Source organism: Luteimonas sp. Soil_C_16, from assembly GCF_057657295.1.
In genome coordinates this window covers 102158-122223 of sequence record NZ_JBDGIS010000004.1, presented here as the reverse complement: position 1 = coordinate 122223, position 20066 = coordinate 102158, and the positions used below count along the sequence as shown (strand labels likewise).

The window sequence follows — 20066 nt, the reverse complement described above, 5'->3', positions numbered from 1 at the left end:
GGCGTTGCGGGGGCAACGGCCGCGGGCTTGCCGCATTCGCGGCGGCCCATTCTGCACCCGCATTCACGATTCCGCACGTGACGGACCGATCGCGTCAGACGGCGCCGAGCGGTTCGCGATGTTCGACGACCAGCTGCACCGCATCGCCGCCACGATAGTCGTCGGGTGCGAGCCGGTAGACGATCCGCTCGCGCGCCGACGGTGCGATCTCGCGCCAGCCGCCGAAATGGATCGCCGACAGCGGCTTCGGATGTCCGTCGAGGCGCAGCGTCATCTTCAGATGCCGGGTCCCCACCACGCGCCAGTCCACGACGGCGAACTCCCCGTCGAACTGCGGTTCGGGAAAGCCCTGCCCCCACGGCCCGGCATCGCGCAGATGCGCGGCATGCACGATGTCGAACTCCTCGCCGCGCAAGGCGCCGTCGGTGAGGATCTCGGCGCGCAGCAATGCCGGGTCGAGCATCTGTTCGACCGTCGCGCGGAACGCTTCGGTGAACGCGTCGAGGCGGTCGCGCTGCAGCGTGAGTCCAACCGCCATCGCATGCCCGCCGAAGCGTTCGATGAGGCCCGGATGCGCGACGTCGACCGCCGCGAGCACGTCGCGGATGTGCAGCCCCGGGATCGAGCGCGCCGAACCGCGCAGCTGGTCGCTGTCGGGTTCCGCGGGCGCGAAGGCGATCACTGGTCGATGCAGCGCGTCCTTCATCTTCGACGCGACCAGACCGACGACACCCGGATGCCAGTCGGCGTCGAACAGGCACACACCCGCGCTGGCCGGATCGACCGGCGGCTGCCCGGCGACGGCGGCTTCGGCGTCGTCGAGCATCGACTGCTGTACCGCGCGGCGCTCGGCATTGATCTGGTGCAGCGTGTCGGCGAGATCGCGCGCATGCGCACCGTCGTCACTGAGCAGGCATTCGATGCCGATCGCCATGTCTTCGAGCCGGCCCGCGGCATTGATCCGCGGGCCGACCGCGAACCCGATGTCGGCCGCGGTCAGACGCGCGGCATCGCGACCGGCGACCTCGATCAATGCATTGAGCCCGGCGCAGCCGCGGCGTGCGCGCAGGCGGCGCAGGCCCGCGGACACGAGTGCGCGGTTATTCGCGTCCAACGGCACCAGATCGGCGACGGTGCCCACCGCGACGAGATCGAGCAGGCTGCCCAGATCCGCATCCGCGGCGCGCGCATCGCCCTGCCCGCGCAGCCGCGCGCGCAGCGCCATCAGCACGTAGAAGATCACGCCGACGCCGGCCAGCATCTTGCTCGGGAAGGTATCGCCCGGCAGGTTCGGATTGACAATCGCATCGGCCGGCGGGAGCTCGATACCGGGCAGATGGTGATCGGTCACCAGCACGCGCCAGCCGAGCGCTTTCGCCGCGGCGATGCCGGCATGGCAGGCGATGCCGTGATCGACGGTCACCAGCAGCGACGGCGCCAGGGGCGCCAAGGATTCGACCAGTGCCGGCGACAGGCCGTAGCCGTGGGTGATGCGGTTGGGCACCGCGTGCACGATGTCGCGCGCGCCGAGCATGCGCAGCCCGCGCACCGCCACCGCGCACGCCGTCGCGCCATCGCAGTCGAAATCGCCGACCACGAGAATGCGCTCGCCTTTGCGGATGGCGTCGGCGAGCAGTTCCGTCGCGACGTCGATGTTCGACAGCGCATCGGGCGGCAGCAGGCCGGCGAGTTTCGGCTGCGCGGCATCGAGATCATGCGCGCCGCGCGCGGCGTAGATGCGCCGCAGCAGCGACGGCACGGTCGACGGCCAGTCTTCGCCGACCGCGGCCTCGCGGCGGCGGATCGTCGGCGCCTGCGCGCTCAAGACGTCGCCGCCGGCGACGCGACCCGCGGACGACGCCAGACGCGCAAACGATGCCAGCGGCGCAGCGTCAGCACATGCCCGTCTTCGTCGTCGATCGTCAGCGTGCGCAACTGGCCGCGCGCCAGTGCGGCGAGCGCCGGCTGCAACCAGTCCGTCTGCAGGCGGCGCAGATCACGTTCGCCGACCAGATCGAACAGCGCCGCCTCAGACGGTTCCGGGAACGTCTGCGGCAGGGGCGCGACCGTGGTCGCGCTCGCGGCGAGTGCGTGCAGCGTGGGATCGTCGGTGTGGACCTGTACATGCGCGCTGCGCGTGTGCACGCGCGCATCGGGCAGCGGGCCACCGCCCCAGAACCACAGCGCGTTGACCGGCGTCTTGCCGGCCGCGACGCGGCGCGCATTCCAGGGATGGTTGTGCAGGATGATCTGCGCTTCCGTCGCGAGCGCACGCCAGCGGCGCGCGGGAGCGCTGTCGTCGTCGTGATCGGCGAGATCGGTGCCCAGCGCTTCGGACGGATCCAGAAACTCGGGCAAGGGACTCGCGCGCAGCACACGCAGATACCAGCGGGCCGGATCGGGCGCGTCGAGCGCGAAGCCGGCATCGCCGAACACCGGCTGCAGCGCCGGCAGCAGTGCATCGCAGTCCTCGCGGGTCAGGCCCAGCGTGTCGCCATGCGCCATCAGACGCACACCGTTGATGTCGGGGCGCAGCCACGCGGGATCGGCGCGCAGCCACGCGCTGCCGGCCGCGTCGGCATCGCCGACGTCGACCTGCCGCGACAGGGCCGCAAGCGGCCAGGTGCCGCCCGGCAGTTCGATGTGCCGCGCGAGCTGCGCACGCCGGCCGGACGCCAGCGACGCGACGTCCGCACGTCCCAGCGCCCGCGACACATCCTGTTGCCAGCGCTGCGCGCCGAAGCGTGCGGCTGCGGGCAACAGGAAGGTGGCTGACGTCATCGGCTCAGCCGAGATACTCGACGCTGATGATGTCGTATTCGCGCGAGCCGCCGGGCGCATCGATGCTGACGCTGTCGCCCTCGTGCTTGCCGATCATCGCGCGGGCGACCGGCGAGGAAATCGCGATCAGTCCCTTCTTGATGTCGGCTTCGAGGTCGCCGACGATCTGGTAGCGCTTCTCTTCGTCGGTCTCGGTATCGGCGATGACGACGGTCGCACCGAACACCACCTTGTCGCCGGCGTTGAGCTTGGCCACGTCGATCAGATCCGCATGGGACAGCTCGCCCTCGAGCTGCTTGATGCGACCTTCGATGAAGCTCTGCTGCTCGCGCGCGGCGTGGTACTCGGCGTTCTCCTTGAGATCGCCGTGTGCACGCGCTTCGGAGATCGCCTCGATCACCGCCGGTCGCTTGACCGACTTCAGTTCTTCGAGCTCTTCGCGCAGGCGCTGGGCGCCGCGCAGGGTCATGGGTGCGCGCATGGGCGTGCCTCCGTCAGTTCGTTGAAGTGGCTGCCGCGCCGCCCTGGAGGCGCGCGTGCAGTTCCTGCAGCGCCCAGACCGGGCCGCTGCCGCGGAATTCCAGAGAATGCAGCAGGGCCTTGGCGCCGGCAACGGTGGTCGAATACGTCACCCGGTGCTGCAGGGCCTCGCGACGGATCGAGAACGAGTCGGAGATCGCCTGCTTGCCCTCGGTCGTGTTGACGATATACGCGATCTCGCCGTTCTTGATCAGGTCGACGACGTGCGGACGGCCTTCGACGACCTTGTTGATCTGTTCGCAGGCGATGTCGTGTTCGCGCAGCCACTTGGCGGTGCCGGCGGTCGCGACGATCGTGTAGCCGCGCGCGATGATGTCGCGGGCGACAGGCAGCACGCGCTTCTTGTCGGGATCGCGCACGGACACGAACACCTTGCCGCTGGTCGGCGGCGTCTTGATGCTCGCCGCTTCCTGCGCGCGTGCGAACGCCGCGCCGAAGCTCTCGCCCACGCCCATGACCTCACCCGTGGAGCGCATCTCCGGGCCGAGGATCGGGTCGACGCCCTGGAACTTCGCGAACGGGAAGATCGCTTCCTTGACCGAGAAGTACTCGGGCACGATTTCGGTGGTCGCGCCCTGCTCGGCCAGCGTCTTGCCGGCCATGCAACGCGCCGAGATCTTGGCCAGCGGCATGCCGATCGCCTTGGACACGAACGGCACCGTGCGCGAGGCGCGCGGGTTCACTTCCAGCAGGAAGATCGTCTCGTTGCCGTCGTCGTCGGTCTGCACCGCGAACTGGGTGTTCATCAGGCCGATGACTTTCAGCTTGCGCGCCAGCGCGACGACCTGCTCGCGCAGGCGCGCCTGCACGTCCGCCGACAGCGAATACGGCGGCAACGAACACGAGGAATCGCCCGAATGCACGCCGGCTTCCTCGATGTGTTCCATGACGCCACCGATCAGCACGTTGCCTTCACGATCGGCGATGACGTCGATGTCGACCTCGACCGCGTTGTCGAGGAAGCGGTCGAGCAGTACCGGCGAGTCGTTCGAGACCTTGACCGCGTCGCGCATGTAGCGCGCGAGGTCGCTGTCGGCGTGCACCACTTCCATCGCGCGGCCACCGAGCACGTAGCTCGGACGCACGACCAGCGGATAGCCGATCTCGCGCGCCAGCACCAGCGCTTCCTCGGGGTTGCGCGCGGTGCGGTTCGGCGGCTGCTTGAGGCCCAGCTCGTCGACCAGCTTCTGGAAGCGCTCGCGGTCCTCGGCCAGATCGATCGAGTCCGGCGAGGTACCGATGATCGGCACGCCGTTGGCTTCGAGCGCACGGGCGAGCTTGAGCGGGGTCTGACCGCCGTACTGCACGATCACGCCCTTGGGCTTCTCGACTTCGACGATCTCCAGCACGTCTTCGAGGGTCAGCGGCTCGAAGTACAGACGATCGGAGGTGTCGTAGTCGGTCGACACGGTTTCCGGGTTGCAGTTGACCATGATGGTCTCGTACCCGTCCTCGCGCAGGGCGAGCGCTGCGTGCACGCAGCAGTAGTCGAACTCGATGCCCTGGCCGATGCGGTTGGGACCGCCGCCGAGCACCATGATCTTGTCGCGGCCGGTCGGCTGCGCCTCGCATTCGTCCTCGTAGGTCGAATACAGGTACGCGGTATCGGTGGCGAACTCGGCCGCGCAGGAGTCGACGCGCTTGTAGACCGGGCGCACGCCGAACGCGCGGCGCAGCGCACGGATCGCCTGCTCGTCGGTGCCCAGCAGCTGCGACAGACGCGCATCGGAGAAGCCCATGCGCTTGAGCGCACGCACGCGCGCCTTGTCGAGCGCATCGATGCCGGCAGCGGCGACTTCGGCCTCGGTCGTGATCAGCTCTTCGATCTGGTCGAGGAACCAGTGGTCGACGTACGACAGCGCGTAGACGTCCTCGACCGACAAGCCGGCACGGAACGCATCGGCCAGATAGAACAGACGCTCGGGCCCCGGCTCGCGCACTTCGCGGCGCAGCGTCGCCATGTCGTCTTCGTCGGTCAGATCCAGGCCGGTGGGATCGAAACCGACCTTGCCCGTTTCCAGGCCGCGCAGCGCCTTCTGCATCGACTCCTGGAAGGTGCGGCCCATCGCCATGACTTCGCCGACCGACTTCATCTGCGTCGTCAGGCGCGCATCTGCCTGCGGGAACTTCTCGAAGGCGAAGCGCGGAATCTTGGTGACCACGTAATCGATCGACGGCTCGAACGAGGCCGGGGTCTTGCCACCGGTGATCTCGTTCTTGAGTTCGTCGAGCGTGTAACCGACGGCGAGCTTGGCCGCAACCTTGGCGATCGGGAAACCGGTCGCCTTCGACGCCAGCGCCGACGAGCGCGACACGCGCGGATTCATCTCGATGACGACCACGCGGCCGTCCTTCGGATTGATGCCGAACTGCACGTTCGAGCCGCCGGTGTCGACGCCGATCTTGCGCAGCACCGCGACCGACGCATTACGCAGGCGCTGGTATTCCTTGTCGGTCAGCGTCTGCGCCGGCGCGACGGTGATCGAGTCACCGGTGTGCACGCCCATCGGATCGAGGTTCTCGATCGAGCAGACGATGATGCAGTTGTCCGCGGTGTCGCGGACCACTTCCATCTCGAATTCCTTCCAGCCCAGCACCGATTCCTCGACCAGCACTTCGGTGGTCGGCGACAGCTCGAGACCTCGGGTCACGATGTCGACCAGTTCCTCGCGGTTGTAGGCGATGCCGCCGCCCGAACCGCCGAGCGTGAAGCTCGGACGGATGATCGTCGGATAGCCGACGCGCGTCTGGATGTCGATCGCTTCCTCGAGCGTGTGCGCCACTTCGGCGCGCGGGCATTCGAGATCGATCTCGCCCATCGCCACGCGGAACAGCTCGCGGTCTTCGGCCATGCGGATCGCTTCGCGCTTGGCGCCGATCAGCTCGACGCCGTACTTCTCGAGCACGCCGTGATCGGCGAGATCGAGCGCGCAGTTGAGCGCGGTCTGGCCGCCCATCGTCGGCAGCAGCGCGTCGGGCTTTTCCTTGGCGATGATCTTCTCGACCGTCTGCCAGTTGATCGGCTCGATGTAGACCGCGTCGGCCATTTCCGGATCGGTCATGATCGTCGCGGGATTGCTGTTGACCAGCACCACGCGATAGCCCTCGTCGCGCAGCGCCTTGCACGCCTGCGCGCCGGAGTAATCGAACTCGCAGGCCTGGCCGATGACGATCGGACCGGCGCCGATGATGAGGATGGTCTGGATATCAGTGCGCTTTGGCATGTCAGCGGCTCTCGGCGTTCTTGTTGTGCATCGACGCGACGAACCGATCGAACAGCGGCGCGACATCGTGGGGACCGGGCGAGGCTTCCGGATGACCCTGGAAGCTGAAAGCAGGCGCATCGGTGAGCGCGATGCCCTGGTTGGTGCCATCGAACAGCGAGCGATGGGTCACGCGCACATTGGCCGGCAGCGAGGCCTCGTCGACGGCGAAGCCGTGGTTCTGCGAGGTGATCAGGACCTTGCCCGAATCCAGATCCTGCACCGGGTGGTTCGCACCGTGATGCCCGTGCGGCATCTTCAGCGTCTTCGCGCCGGCGGCGAGCGCCAGCAGCTGGTGGCCGAGGCAGATGCCGAACGTCGGCACCTTGGCGTCTATGAAACTGCGGATCGCGTCGACCGCGTAATCGCAGGGTTCCGGATCGCCGGGGCCGTTCGACAGGAACACGCCATCGGGCTTCATCGCCAGCACTTCGGCGGCGGGCGTCTGCGCCGGCACCACCGTCAGTTCGCAGCCGCGCTCGGCCAGCATGCGCAGGATGTTGGTCTTCACCCCGTAGTCGTAGGCCACGACCTTGAACTTCGCAGGCGCGGTGACGAAGGCGTTGCGGTCGAGATCGAGCTGGCCATCGGTCCAGCTGTAGCGCTCGGTCGTGCTGACGACCTTCGCCAGATCCATGCCCTTGAGGCCCGGGAACTTGCGCGCGGCCTCGAGCGCCTGTTCGACATTCACGTCGCCGGCCATCACCGCACCGTTCATCGAACCGCGGTCGCGCAGCAGGCGCGTCAGCTTGCGGGTATCGATTTCGGAGATGGCGACGATGCCACGTGCGCGCAGCCACTCGGGCAACGACACCTGGCTGCGCCAGCTGCTCGGACGGCGCGGCACGTTGCGCACGATGAGGCCCGACGCCCAGACCTTAGACGCTTCGTCGTCCTGGTCGGTGCAGCCGGTATTGCCGATATGCGGATAGGTCAGCGTCACCAACTGGCGCGCGTACGAGGGATCGCTCAGCACTTCCTGGTAGCCGGTCATCGCGGTGTTGAACACCACTTCACCGACGGAAAGCCCGGGGGCGCCCACGGAAACGCCCTCGAACACGGTGCCGTCTTCAAGGACGAGAATTGCGGAATCTGTCACGAGGTCTTCGCCTACGTCAGGTTGCAGGAAACCGCCAGAGCGGTGGAAACCGGTCCGGAGGTTTGGGGTTCAGGCGAGCGAGAATTGTACCGATGCACCCCGTCCCGCGCCAGCGATGTGACGGATGCGTTCAGTGATACGGGCGCGGAAATCAGGCCGCAGCGTCGCCCAGCAGGTCGGCAATGGCGTAACGGCGCGGCGCACGGCCGGCCAGACGCGCCGCCACGTGCAGCGCGCCACTGGCGAAAATGTCGCGGTTCGTCGCCCGGTGCACCAGCTCGATGCGCTCGCCCACGCTGGTGAACTGCACCAGATGCTCGCCGACGATGTCGCCCGCGCGGATCGAGGCGTAGTGCGGCGTCGCGCCCTGCCCCGCTGCGGCTTCGCCCAGCGTCAGTGCGGTGCCCGATGGCGCATCGAGCTTGCGCATATGGTGCGACTCGACGATGTCGCAGTCCCAGCCCGGCAGCACCGCGGCCGCGCGCGCAACCAGATCTTCGAGCACCGCGACACCCAGACTGAAGTTCGATGCCCAGAGCACCGGAATCGTCGCCGCGGCCGCATCGAGAGCGGCGCGTTGCGCGTCATCGAGGCCGGTGGTGCCCGAGACCAGCGCTGCGCCGCGTTTGAGGCACAGCGCGAGCAGCGGATCGAACCCGCCCGGCAGACTGAAATCGATGGCGACGTCGAAGGTCGGCGCGCCGCCGAGTTCGGACGCACCAAAATACGGCACGCCGTCGATGACCCGCTGTTTCGGCGCGCGCCCCGACACCGCGGCGACGATGTCGAGATCCTCGCGTCCCGCCGCCAGCCGCAGCAACGCCTGGCCCATGCGACCCGACGCGCCGTGCACGAGAATCCGCGGTCGCGTGCTCATGCCCGCGGCTCCATGGCACGGGTGCGGCGCCCGCGTTGCGGGACGATGGACGGAGTGGACTGCGGGCCAAGGATGCTCATGTCCGCATTCTAGCGGCGCGTGCTTCGACGGGAAGCGGTCGCGCGCAAGACTTCGGCGGTCCGCGCAGGCGGGCGCTACGCTGACGGCCCCCGTGCCGCGAGTCCCGTCATGCAGTTGTTCGAACAGATCGTCCTCGTCACCGGCGCAGGCCGAGGCCTCGGCCGCGAGATCTCCCTTGCGTTCGCCCGCGAAGGTGCGCGTGTGATCGTCAACTACCGGCGCAGCCGCGAGGCGGCCGAGGCGCTGGCCGCGCAGATCGGGACGCGTGCGATCGCGCTGCAGGCCGACGTCACCGACCGCGTACAGGTCGACGCGCTCCATGCGCAAGCGCGCGCACACTTCGGTGCCGACATCACCACCGTCGTCAACAATGCGCTGGTCGATTTCGCGTTCGACGGCGATGCACGCGCGAAAGCCGACACGATCGACTGGCCGGCATTCGCCACGCAGTTCGAAGGCAGCGTGCGCGGTGCGCTGAACACCGTGCAGGCCGCACTGCCGGGCATGCGCGCCCACGCCTTCGGACGCGTCATCAACATCGGCACCAACCTGTTCCAGAACCCGGTGGTGCCGTATCACGACTACACGGCCGCGAAGGCCGCACTGCTCTCGTTGACCCGCACGCTCGCAGGCGATCTCGGCCCGGACGGCATCACTGTCAACATGCTGTCCGGCGGCCTGCTGCGCACCACCGACGCCAGCGCAGCGACACCCGAGGCGGTGTTCGACTACATCGCCGCGAATACGCCACTGCGCAGCGTGACCACGCCGGCCGAGTTCGCCGACGCGGTGCTGTTCTTCGCCTCGCCGTGGTCGCGCGCGGTCACCGGGCAGAACCTCGTCGTCGACGGTGGCCTCGTACGCGACTGAGTGTTCCATCCGCGCCGATCTCGAACCGGCGCTTGGCGCGCGCACGTTGCGCATGCGGATCACGATGCGCGGGTCAAGCGGCGTCTTGAACCCCCTTCGCTGCACTGGTCAAACAATGACCAGCGTCGTGCGCGTTGCGCCATGGCCGGCTTCATGGCGCTTACCCACAGACTTGTCATCGAATCATCCACAAGCACTGTGGATGACCGGCCGGCTAGCCGGTCGTCGCGGGCCGGTCAAGCGCGACTCCATCTCGCATGCGGTCGAGCCATGCGTGCGATCGGGCACCGCGCTCCGCGATGACGAAGCGCGTGCGCGGGTCAAGCGCCGTGTCCGCACACGTGCAGGCAGGTGGCGAACAAATCACCACGTTTTTCCAGAGCCGTCGCAGCGCAGCGCGTGATGCTTATCCACAACCTTGTCGTCAGACGGTCCACATGCGCTGTGGAGAACCGCGTCGCTACGCGACGGATGCACGCGGGTCAATCCCTTCGACGGGCCTGTACGCTGCGACGATTGGCGACCGCCATCGATGTCAGCCGACCCGATTCCGGCGAGCTTTTCCGCCCATACGCGAAGCGCTGGGATCCGGCGGCGAACTGGCAGGGTGCCGACCACACGCGACTACACCACCGCGTGCGCAGGTCAAGCACGCAAACAGGCCCGCACCGCGCGCCTGACCAGAAAATCACCACGATGTCCGCGCCCGGAGACGGCGCCGTTCGACACGCTTATCCACACCTTGACCCACAGTCCATCCACACCGGATGTGGACAGCAGACCGGCTAGGCGCATCCGGCGCTGACGTCAAGCGTTTTCGCGCGGTCCTGTGCCACGAAGCCCGCCACGGCCGGGATCGAGCCGCTCGGCCACTGCGCCCGGTCCATGTGCGCGGCGTCACAGTGGCGACGACATGACCAGCGTGCCGTCGCCCAATGCAAACGCGCACTTGGGCTGCTTATCCACAGCTTTGTCGACAGTTGATCCACACCTTCTGTGGATCACCGCAGCATGTTGCGCCGCACACCCGGGAAGCTGCCTCCGCTACCGGAAACCCTGTGTCGACCGCAGAAACGACAACGCCCGGCGCAGGGCCGGGCGGGTCGATCGAACAATCGCAGGACTCAGGATGTCATGCGATCCCAGAAGCCCTTCACCCCGTCCATGAAGGTGCTGGACTTCGGCGAGTGCCGGTGTGCGTTCTCACCGGTGAAGGTGGTCTCGAACTGCGCCAGCAACTCCCGCTGCTCCTTGGTCAGATTGACCGGCGTCTCGACGACGACCTTGCAGTACAGATCGCCGGGGCTGCGGCTGCGCACCGACTTGACGCCCTTGTCGCGCAGGCGGAACACCTTGCCGGTCTGCGTCTCGGCGGGCACGCGGATCTCCGCTTCCCCGCCGAGCGTGGGCACGCGCACGATGTCCCCCAGCGCGGCCTGCGAGATCCGCACCGGCACTTCGCAATGCAGGTCGTCACCGTCGCGCAGGAAGATCGCATGCGGTCGCACGCGCACTTCGACGTACAGATCGCCCGGCGGCGAACCGGCGGGACCGGCCTCGCCCTCGCCGGCGAGACGGATGCGGTCGCCGGTGTCGACGCCCGCAGGCACCTTCACCGACAACACCTTCTCTTCCTCCACGCGACCGGCGCCGTGGCAGGTCTTGCACGGGTTGGCGATGATCTGCCCCTGGCCGCCGCAATGGGGGCACGCCTGCTGCATCGTGAAGATGCCCCGCTGCATCCGCACCTGACCGCGACCGGCGCAGGTCGAACAGGTCTCGCGCTTGCCGTCTTCCGAGCCGCTGCCGTCACAGTCGTCGCAACCGGCGAGCGTCGGCAGTTCAACACGCTTCTCGACACCGGCCACTGCGTCCTCGAGGTCGAGCTCCATCACGTAACCGATGTCGGCGCCACGACGCGGACCGCCGCGACCGCCGCCCCCGCCGAAAATGTTGCCGAAGATGTCACCGAAGATGTCGCCCATGTCGGCGCCGCCGCCGAAGCCCGGGCCGGCATTGCCGCCGCCCATGCCGTGCTCGAACGCGGCATGTCCATGCTGGTCGTACATGCGCCGCTTGCCGCCATCCGACAGGACCTCGTAGGCCTCCTTGCACTCCTTGAACGCAGCCTCGGCACTCGCGTCGCCGGGATTGCGGTCAGGGTGATACTTCATCGCGCAACGGCGATAGGCCTTCTTCAGTTCGTCTTCGGTCGCGCTGCGGGTGACGCCCAGCACTTCGTAGTAATCGCGTTTGCTCATGGAAAACCGGTCGCAGGGACCGTCGCGGCGACGGTCTCGTTAAAAACGGAAGCCGGTCGCCCGACACCACCGCGCCCCAAGCGCGCGCGATGCCGGGGTTCCGGCCGAAACGCCGCGGCGGGGCCGCGGCGGTACCGACTTACTTCTTCTCGTCGTCCTTGACCTCGGTGAACTCGGCATCGACGACGTCGTCGGACTTCCGCGCATCGCCCGAAGCCGCGCCGGCGTCGCCCTGCCCGGCCGCGCCGGCGGCTGCGAACAGCTGCTGCGCGACCTCTTCGAGGTGCTTGGACTTGGCTTCGATCTGCGCCTTGTCGTCGCCCTTCATCGCGGTTTCGACTTCGGCGATCGCGGCTTCCGCGTTGCCGATCACGTCGCCCGGCACCTTGTCGCCGTTGTCCTTGATCGCGCTGCGCGTGGCGTGCACCAGCGCATCGGCCTGGTTGCGCGCGCCGACGAGTTCCTGGAACTTCTTGTCGTCTTCGCGGTGCGCTTCGGCGTCGGCGACCATCCGGGCGATCTCGTCGTCCGACAGGCCCGAACCGGCCTTGATCTCGACCTTCTGTTCCTTATTGGTCTTCTTGTCCTTGGCCGACACGTGGAGGATGCCGTTGGCGTCGATGTCGAACGACACCTCGACCTGCGGCATGCCGCGCGGCGCGGCGTCGATGCCGGTGAGATCGAAGCGGGCCAGCGACTTGTTGAAGCGGGCCTGCTCGCGCTCGCCCTGCAGCACGTGCACGGTCACGGCCGACTGGTTGTCGTCGGCGGTGGAGAACGTCTGCGAGGCCTTGGTCGGGATCGTGGTGTTCTTCTCGATGATCTTGGTGAACACACCGCCCAGGGTCTCGATGCCGAGGCTCAGCGGGGTCACGTCGAGCAGCAGCACGTCCTTGACGTCACCGGCCAGCACGCCGCCCTGCACCGCCGCGCCGATCGCCACGGCCTCGTCGGGGTTCACGTCCTTGCGCGGTTCCTTGCCGAAGAACTCGGCGACCGCCGCCTGCACCTTGGGCATGCGGGTCTGGCCACCGACGAGGATCACCTCGTTGATGTCGGACGCGCGCAGGCCGGCATCGTTAAGCGCGGTGCGGCAGGGCTCGATGGTCTTGCGCACGAGCTCTTCGACCAGCGACTCGAGCTTGGCGCGGGTCAGCTTGATGTTGAGGTGTTTCGGGCCCGAGGCATCGGCCGTGACGTACGGCAGGTTCACTTCGGTCTGCTGCGAGCTGGAGAGCTCGATCTTCGCGCGCTCGGCCGCATCCTTCAGACGCTGCAGCGCCAACGGATCCTTGCGCAGGTCGATGCCCTGGTCCTTGTTGAACTCTTCGACCAGGTAATCGATGACGCGCGCGTCGAAGTCTTCGCCGCCGAGGAAGGTGTCGCCGTTGGTGGCCAGCACTTCGAACTGCTTCTCGCCGTCGACTTCGGCGATCTCGATGATCGACACGTCGAAGGTGCCGCCGCCGAGGTCGTACACGGCGATCTTGCGGTCGCCGCCGGACTTGTCGAGGCCATAGGCCAGTGCGGCCGCGGTCGGCTCGTTGATGATGCGCTTGACGTCGAGACCGGCGATGCGGCCGGCGTCCTTGGTCGCCTGGCGCTGGCTGTCGTTGAAGTAGGCCGGCACCGTGATCACGGCTTCGGTGACCTTCTCGCCCAGGTAATCCTCGGCGGTCTTCTTCATCTTCTCGAGGATGCGCGCGGAGACTTCCTGCGCGGACAGGCGCTTGCCGTCGCTGGTCGACACCCAGGCGTCGCCATTGTCGTGCTCGAGGATCTTGTACGGCACCAGGCCGATGTCCTTCTGGACCTCGGCATCCTTGAACTTGCGGCCGATCAGACGCTTGACTGCGAAGAAGGTGTTGTTGGGATTGGTCACGGCCTGACGCTTGGCCGACGCGCCCACCAGCACTTCGCCGTCCTTGGTGTAGGCGACGATCGACGGCGTGGTGCGATCGCCCTCGCTGTTCTCGATGACCTTGGCCTTGCCGCCGTCCATGATCGCCACGCACGAGTTCGTCGTGCCGAGGTCGATGCCGATGATCTTTGCCATTGCTGCTTCCTCTGAAAGATGTGTGTCTGGGTGACGGCCGGGGCCGTCGATGACCGTGATCTGGGGACACGCAACACAGCGTTCAAGCGGTGCGACGTATCGGAATTGGGGGTCGGGCCGGGGCTCGGGACGTTCAGTCAGCCTTGGCGACGACGACCATGGCCGGCCGCAACAGGCGCTCGTTGAGCAGGTAGCCCTTCTGGAAGACCTGGGCCACCGCGCCCGGCGCCACGCCAGGCACCTCGACGATGCTCATCGCCTGGTGGTGCTCGGGGTTGAACACGTCGCCCGGCGCCGGCGCCAGCGTGGCCAGACCGTTGGACTCGGTCGCCTTGGTCAGCTCGCGCAGCGTGAGCTCGACGCCGCTGCGCAGCGGATCGGTATCCGAGGCATTGGCGAGGCCGGCCTCCAGCGCATCGAACACCGGCACCAGCGCGGCCAGCAGACGCTCGTTGGCGAAGCGGCGCGCGCTCTCGACCTCACGGGCCAGACGCTTGCGCTGGTTCTCGAGATCGGCGCGTTCGAGCAGCACCTGCGCGCGGAGCTGTTCGAGCTCGCCGGTCAGGCGCTCGACCTGGTCGGCCAGTTGCTGCTCGACCGAGGCCACGTCCGGGCCGTCGGTCTCGTGGAAATCGGGGGACTGCGAATCGTGCTGCTGGGTCATGTCGGGTTCCGGGGCGGTCGTCTGGCCGCCGACGGCACCAGCTATGGGGCCGCCCCTCGGCGATTCAAGGTTCAGGCTGCAGCGCGGCGCCGAGCACGGCCGCGGTCGCCTGCACCACCGGGATCACCCGCTCGTAGGCCATGCGCGTCGGCCCGATCACGCCCAGCACGCCCAGCGTGCGGCCCCCGGCGCCATAGGGCGCGGTCACCAGCGACATGCCTTCCAGCGGCGCCAGGCCGGTTTCTTCACCGATGAAGATGCGCACGCCCGGCGCGCGGATCGTGCGTTCGAGCAGCTGCAGGATCTCGCGCTTGCGGGCGAAGGCCTCGAACAGTTCGCGCAGGCGGTCGAGATCGGACAGGTCCTGCACGCCGATCAGCCGGTTCTGCCCGGCCAGCAGCATGTCGTCGTCGCCGGGCACCAGCGCCTGTTCGGCGAGTTCCATGGTCTGCGACAGCAGCGCCTCCATCTCGTCGCGGGCGTTGCGCAACTCCTCCACCAGCGCCGCGCGGATGTCGCCCAGCGGGCGCCCGGCGAACTGCTGGTTGAGATAGTTGGCTACGCGTTCCAGCTCCGCGGGCTCGAAGCTGCGGCGGGTCTGGAGGATGCGGTTCTGCACTTCATGGTCGGCGAAGATGATGATCGCCATGACCCGCTGGCCATCGAGCGCCACGAAGTCGATGTGCCGGAAGGCCAGTTGCTCGCGTCGCGGCACGGACACGACGCCGACGAAGTGGGTCATCGCCGACACCAGTTCCGACGCGCTGCCGAGCAGCGACTGCTGCCCGCCGCCGCCCAGCTCCCCCCGCAGCCGCTCCATCTCCTGCGCGCGCAGCGGTTTGACCTGCAGCAGCGAGTCGACGAACACGCGATATCCCTGCGCGGTCGGCACCCGGCCGGCGGAGGTGTGCGGCGAGGCCAGCAAACCGGCGTCTTCCAGATCCGACAGGATGTTGCGGATCGTCGCCGCGCTGACATCGAGGCCCGCATGCCGGGCCAGGGTCTGCGATCCGACCGGACCGCCGTCCTGGATGTGCCGCGAGATCAGCGTGCGCAACAGCTGTCTGGCGCGCGGATCGAGCGGGTGGCGGGGATCGGATGACATGCGGGCGGTATACGGTGCGCCTGTGGGCGATGCAAGCGCCGCATTCTCCGGCCGTGAGACGGACGCGCGGTATTCAGCGCACCGTCGAATGCAGATCCTCTCGCCGATCTACTCGCCCGCAACGCCTCAAGGCACAATCCGCACCCATGCTGACCCATCTCGCCATCCGCAATTTCGCCGTCGCCAGCCAGTCGGATCTGGAGTTCGGCGCCGGCCTGACCGTCATCTCAGGCGAAACCGGCGCCGGCAAATCCCTGCTGGTCGATGCGCTGGGCTTCCTGTCGGGCCAACGCGCCGACAGCGGCATCGTGCGCCATGGCGCCGAACGCGCCGAACTGCATGCCGAGTTCACGCTCGACGATGCCGCGCCCGCGCTGCGCTGGCTGCGCGAACATGAACTCGATGATGGTGACACCTGCCAGCTGCGCCGCACCCTGCGCGCCGATGGCGGCTCGCGTGCCTGGATCAACGGCCGGCCGGCGACGATCACCCAGCTCGGCGAACTGGCCGGGCATCTGGTGGAGATCCACGGCCAGCACGAACACCAGGCCCTGCTCGCCCGCGGCAGCCAGCTCGCGCTGCTCGATGCCCAGGCCGGCAATGGCGCACTACTCACCGAAGTGCGCGCGACCGCGCAGACCTGGCGTGCGCTGCACGAAGAGCGCGATGCGCTGGTCGGCATCGGCGATGTCGCCGAGCGCCGCGACTGGCTGCAGCACCAGCTCGACGAACTCGACGGTGAAGCGCTCGCCGCCGATGCGGTGGCCGATCTGTTCGCCAGCCATCGCCGGCACGCGAACGCGGCCGGCCTGATCCAGACCTGCGATGCGGCGCTCGAGCGCATGCGCGGCGACGATGATCTCGGCCTGCCGCAGGCGCTGCAGGCGCTGCGTCACGATCTGGCGCGGATGCGCGCGCACGAGCCGCGGCTGGGCGAGGTCGACGCGATGCTCGACGCCGCCGCGATCCAGCTCGACGAGGCCACATTGCTGCTGGGCCAGGTCCGCGACGATCTGGACATCGATCCCGAGCAGTTGGAGACGCTGGAACAGCGCCTCGGCCGCCTGCACGAACTCGCGCGCAAGCATCGGGTGACGCCGGAAGAACTCATCGACGTGCAGACGCGCCTCGCCGGCGAACGCGATCAACTCGATGGCGCCGGCGAACGCCTGAAACAGCTCGACGGCGAGATCGAAGCCGCGATGGGCCGCTGGCGCACCGCCGCCGACCGCCTGGGCGCGGCGCGCCGCAAGGCGGCCAAGGCGCTGTCGAGCGCGACCACTGCATTGATCCACGAGCTGGGCATGGGCGGCGGCGTGTTCGAGGTCGCGATCGAACCGGTCGAGACCACGCGGCCCGATCCACAGGGCGCCGAGCGCGTGGAATTCATGGTGTCGGCCAACGCCGGTCAGCCGCCGCGTGCGCTGCGCAAAGTCGCGTCCGGCGGCGAACTGTCACGCATCTCGCTGGCGATCGAAGTCGCCGCGCTCGGCCACGACGCCGTGCCGACGATGGTGTTCGACGAAGTCGATTCGGGCATCGGCGGCGCGGTTGCCGACATCGTCGGCCGCAAGCTGCGTGCACTTGGCGAAAGCCGTCAGGTGCTGTGCGTGACCCATCTGCCGCAGGTGGCCTCGAAGGGCCACACGCATTACCGCGTGCACAAATCCAGCGCCGAGGGCGCCACCGAAAGCCGGGTCAGCCTGCTCGATACCGGCGAGCGCACCGAGGAACTCGCACGCATGCTCGGCGGCGTCGACGTCAGCAAGGAAGCGCGGGCCGCGGCCCGCAAGCTGCTGCAGGGCATGGTCTGACGCGATGGACCCGCGCACGGCCCGTTGCGCCTGCGGTCAGTTGCGGATCGACGTGTCCGGCGCGCCGGTGCGCGTATCCGTCTGCCATTGCCTGGACTGCCAGCGTCGCACTGGCAGCGCGTTCGGCGTGCAGGCACGGTTCCCGGCTGCGGCCACGCAGGTGCACGGCACGCACGGCGAATACATACGTATCGGCGACAGCGGCGGTCGCATGCGCGCATCGTTCTGCCCGCAGTGCGGATCGACGGTGTTCTACGTCGTGGACGCGATGCCCGACCTGGTCGCGATTCCGGTCGGCGCGTTCGCCGATCCTACATTTCCCGCTCCGGACGTCTCGTATTACGAAGAACGCATGCACGCCTGGCTGACGCTCGGCGAGGACATGCGCCACGAATACTGACCACCGCGCACGGAGCGGCGGCCGGCCCGGGATGCGTCAGCGCTTCTTGCGGACGTAGAGCACCAGCGAGTGTTCTTCGAGGATGTAGCCGTACTGGTCGGCGATCTGCCGCTGCAGTTCCTCGATCTCGGCGCTCTCGAACTCGATGATCTTGCCGCTGTCCACGTCGACCATGTGGTCGTGGTGTCCACCTCGGTCGAGTTCATAGACGGCGTGGCCGCCTTCGAAGTTGTGCTTGAGCACGAGACCGGCGGCCTCGAACTGGGTCAGGACGCGGTAGACGGTGGCCAGGCCGATCTCGTCGCCCTGCTCCAGCAGCTGGCGGTAGATAGCTTCAGCGGTCAGGTGCTGGCGCGGCGTGCGCTGCTCGAGCAACTGCAGGATCCGCATCCGCGGATGGGTGACTTTCAGGCCGGCCTTGCGCAGGTCGAGCGATTCCATGAGTGTCTCCGGACGGGCCGACGAAAAACGGGCCGGCATACCACTGGCGGTTGAACGCCAGCTGCCTGGATCGCGGTTGCGGCGTGGCCCGCAGTGTATCATCGGCCGGTCATTCCAGGCCGTCACCCACGACATGCACAAGCTTCTTCTCGTTCCGGTTCTCGCCCTCGCCATCAGTGGTTGCGGCCTGCTGTACAAGCAGCCGATCTACCAGGGCAACCTGATCGACGGCGCTGCGGTCGAGCAGCTGCAGGTCGGAATGGGCAAGGCGCAGGTCGAGGCGCTGCTGGGCACGCCGTCGATCGCCGACCCCTTCCACCACCAGCGTTGGGACTACACCGCCTCGCAGCGCGTGGACCGTCGTGGCCGGACCGAAGTGAAGAACTTCACCCTGTTCTTCGAGAACGACCAGCTCGCACGCTGGGAAGGCGAGTACTTCCCGAAGCGCGACGAGGAACTGGCCGCGGAGATGCGCAAGTTCGGCAATCTGCCGCGCGAGAAGGGCAACCAGCGCCGCTGACCGGACGCTGGTCCGCAGGTTCAGCCCTCGCCGCGACTCGCCGCCGCGCGGCGTCGGCGCGCATCCTTCGGATCGACCTGCAGCGCTTCGAGCAGTTCAAGCCGATCGCCATCGCGCAGCAGCGTCGATGGCTGCACCCTGACACCGAACACCGCATAGCCGGCGACCGCATCGAGCGCGGTCGGTGCGGTCCGGCGCATGACATCGATCGCATCGGCGACGGTCGTCGCATCTTCCAGATGCAGTGTCCAGTCATCGTGGTGCCCGGGCCGGGCCCGGACCACGCGTACCGCTTTCACGCAGCGGTCTCGTGTTCGGCCACCCGCACGAAATCGTCGACCATGCGGTCGGCGAGGCCTTTGAAACCGAGGGTGAGCGCGGGCAGCATCAAGCGGCTCTTGGGTTCGAATTCGAGCAGCAGCGTGACCTTGCAGGCCCCGTCGCCGAGCGTCCGGAAGGTCCAGCGGCCGTGCAGCGACTTGAATGGACCGTCGCGCAGCTGCATGTCGATGGTGTCGGGTGGCGACAACGTATTCTCGGTCGTGAACCAGGTGCGCAGTGCACCGAGGCCCAGATCCAGACGCGCGACCATGCGCGATTTGGTCGCCTCCTGGATCTCCGCGGCATCGCACCAGGCGAAGCGGCGGGGATAGGCGGCGACATCGTTGACCAGCGCGTACATGCGCTCGGCGGGTTGCCCGACGAGGGCACTACGTTCGATCTTGGGCATGACTCGCCTGGGGGACCTGCTTCAGGGACAATGGACGGATGAGCAAGAAGAGCGGCAAGGACAAGGATAAGGCAAACAGCACGGGCACCATCGCGCTGAACAAGCGCGCGCGCCATGAGTACTACTTCGAAGACCGCTTCGAAGCGGGCCTGGCGCTGCAGGGCTGGGAGCTGAAGGCGATCCGCGCGGGCCGCGCGATCATCGGCGAAAGCTACGCGATGGTGCTGCACAATGAGCTGTTCCTGATCGGCGCGCAGATCACGCCGCTCAGCCAGGCCTCGTCGCACGTGATCGCCGATCCGCATCGCACGCGCAAGCTGCTGTTGCACCGGCGCGAGATCGACACGCTGATCGGCCGCGTACAGCGCGACGGCTACACCGTGGTGCCCACTGCGCTGTACTGGAAGGGCAACAAGGTCAAGGCCGAGGTGGTGCTGGCGAAGGGCAAGCAGAGCCACGACAAGCGTGACGTCGCGCGGGATCGCGACTGGGCGCGCGACAAGCAGCGCGCGATGCGGGCCCACAACAAGAACGCCTGATCCCTCGAAGTCGCGCGCATGAGGA

General features: G+C 67.8%; 18 protein-coding genes. 5 read left to right on the top strand and 13 right to left on the bottom strand.

The features are described 5' to 3' along the window. Nucleotides 1–94: 94 nt before the first annotated feature. The 6 genes from recJ to dapB all read right to left on the bottom strand — a co-directional run bounded on the left by recJ (nt 95) and on the right by dapB (nt 8560). Complete coding sequence (gene recJ / locus AC3A5T_RS09225) at nt 95–1825, bottom strand: single-stranded-DNA-specific exonuclease RecJ (RefSeq protein WP_487628309.1); 1731 nt, start codon at nt 1823–1825, stop codon at nt 95–97. Beyond that, on the bottom strand, nt 1822–2781 hold the full coding sequence (locus tag AC3A5T_RS09220; protein WP_487628308.1) for a phosphoglycerate mutase: 960 nt from the start codon (nt 2779–2781) through the stop codon (nt 1822–1824). The genes recJ and AC3A5T_RS09220 overlap by 4 nt, the downstream gene beginning before the upstream one ends. Before the next feature lie 4 nt (nt 2782–2785). Then, nucleotides 2786–3250, bottom strand: coding sequence for a transcription elongation factor GreA (gene greA / locus AC3A5T_RS09215; RefSeq protein ID WP_465074692.1), 465 nt, complete (start codon nt 3248–3250; stop codon nt 2786–2788). Nucleotides 3251–3275: 25 nt separating this feature from the next. After that, nucleotides 3276–6545, bottom strand: a complete 3270-nt coding sequence (gene carB, locus AC3A5T_RS09210; RefSeq protein WP_487628307.1) for a carbamoyl-phosphate synthase large subunit — start codon at nt 6543–6545, stop codon at nt 3276–3278. A 1-nt stretch (nt 6546) separates the two neighbouring features. Beyond that, nucleotides 6547–7683 (bottom strand): glutamine-hydrolyzing carbamoyl-phosphate synthase small subunit, encoded by a 1137-nt coding sequence (gene carA / locus AC3A5T_RS09205; protein ID WP_487628306.1) that lies wholly within the window; start codon nt 7681–7683, stop codon nt 6547–6549. Between the two features lie 151 nt (nt 7684–7834). Then, the gene (gene dapB, locus AC3A5T_RS09200; RefSeq protein WP_487628305.1) at nt 7835–8560 is read right to left on the bottom strand and encodes a 4-hydroxy-tetrahydrodipicolinate reductase; all 726 of its coding nucleotides are present in this window, start codon (nt 8558–8560) and stop codon (nt 7835–7837) included. A 189-nt stretch (nt 8561–8749) separates the two neighbouring features. Here dapB and AC3A5T_RS09195 point away from each other — a divergent pair, with 189 nt between their 5' ends. Beyond that, a complete protein-coding gene (locus tag AC3A5T_RS09195) occupies nt 8750–9511 on the top strand; it encodes a 3-oxoacyl-ACP reductase (RefSeq protein WP_487628304.1) in 762 nt (253 codons plus the stop codon). Between the two features lie 1124 nt (nt 9512–10635). Here AC3A5T_RS09195 and dnaJ read toward each other — a convergent pair. From dnaJ to hrcA, 4 genes are all read right to left on the bottom strand, one after another. Further along, on the bottom strand, nt 10636–11772 hold the full coding sequence (gene dnaJ / locus AC3A5T_RS09190) for a molecular chaperone DnaJ (protein WP_487628303.1): 1137 nt from the start codon (nt 11770–11772) through the stop codon (nt 10636–10638). A gap of 139 nt (nt 11773–11911) precedes the next feature. Continuing rightward, nucleotides 11912–13828: a molecular chaperone DnaK gene (gene dnaK, locus AC3A5T_RS09185; protein WP_487628302.1), complete on the bottom strand. Its 1917-nt coding sequence runs from the start codon at nt 13826–13828 to the stop codon at nt 11912–11914. 133 nt (nt 13829–13961) lie between these two features. Next, the gene (gene grpE, locus AC3A5T_RS09180; protein ID WP_487628301.1) at nt 13962–14492 is read right to left on the bottom strand and encodes a nucleotide exchange factor GrpE; all 531 of its coding nucleotides are present in this window, start codon (nt 14490–14492) and stop codon (nt 13962–13964) included. A gap of 64 nt (nt 14493–14556) precedes the next feature. Continuing rightward, the gene (hrcA, locus tag AC3A5T_RS09175) at nt 14557–15597 is read right to left on the bottom strand and encodes a heat-inducible transcriptional repressor HrcA (RefSeq protein ID WP_487628300.1); all 1041 of its coding nucleotides are present in this window, start codon (nt 15595–15597) and stop codon (nt 14557–14559) included. A 146-nt stretch (nt 15598–15743) separates the two neighbouring features. Between hrcA and recN the strand changes: the two genes are divergently transcribed. Next, nucleotides 15744–17411: a DNA repair protein RecN gene (recN, locus tag AC3A5T_RS09170; protein WP_487628299.1), complete on the top strand. Its 1668-nt coding sequence runs from the start codon at nt 15744–15746 to the stop codon at nt 17409–17411. A gap of 4 nt (nt 17412–17415) precedes the next feature. Next, nucleotides 17416–17811, top strand: a complete 396-nt coding sequence (locus AC3A5T_RS09165; RefSeq protein ID WP_487628298.1) for a GFA family protein — start codon at nt 17416–17418, stop codon at nt 17809–17811. 36 nt (nt 17812–17847) lie between these two features. On the opposite strand, the gene fur is transcribed toward AC3A5T_RS09165, so the two are convergent. Then, nucleotides 17848–18252: a ferric iron uptake transcriptional regulator gene (gene fur / locus AC3A5T_RS09160; protein WP_232115395.1), complete on the bottom strand. Its 405-nt coding sequence runs from the start codon at nt 18250–18252 to the stop codon at nt 17848–17850. A 133-nt stretch (nt 18253–18385) separates the two neighbouring features. Between fur and AC3A5T_RS09155 the strand changes: the two genes are divergently transcribed. Beyond that, nucleotides 18386–18772, top strand: coding sequence for an outer membrane protein assembly factor BamE (locus AC3A5T_RS09155; RefSeq protein WP_332077182.1), 387 nt, complete (start codon nt 18386–18388; stop codon nt 18770–18772). A gap of 20 nt (nt 18773–18792) precedes the next feature. On the opposite strand, the gene AC3A5T_RS09150 is transcribed toward AC3A5T_RS09155, so the two are convergent. Continuing rightward, on the bottom strand, nt 18793–19071 hold the full coding sequence (locus AC3A5T_RS09150; protein ID WP_487628297.1) for an RnfH family protein: 279 nt from the start codon (nt 19069–19071) through the stop codon (nt 18793–18795). Then, nucleotides 19068–19502: a type II toxin-antitoxin system RatA family toxin gene (locus tag AC3A5T_RS09145; protein WP_487628296.1), complete on the bottom strand. Its 435-nt coding sequence runs from the start codon at nt 19500–19502 to the stop codon at nt 19068–19070. The genes AC3A5T_RS09150 and AC3A5T_RS09145 overlap by 4 nt, the downstream gene beginning before the upstream one ends. Nucleotides 19503–19540: 38 nt before the next feature. Between AC3A5T_RS09145 and smpB the strand changes: the two genes are divergently transcribed. Continuing rightward, a complete protein-coding gene (gene smpB / locus AC3A5T_RS09140; protein WP_159681861.1) occupies nt 19541–20041 on the top strand; it encodes an SsrA-binding protein SmpB in 501 nt (166 codons plus the stop codon). Nucleotides 20042–20066 lie beyond the last annotated feature (25 nt).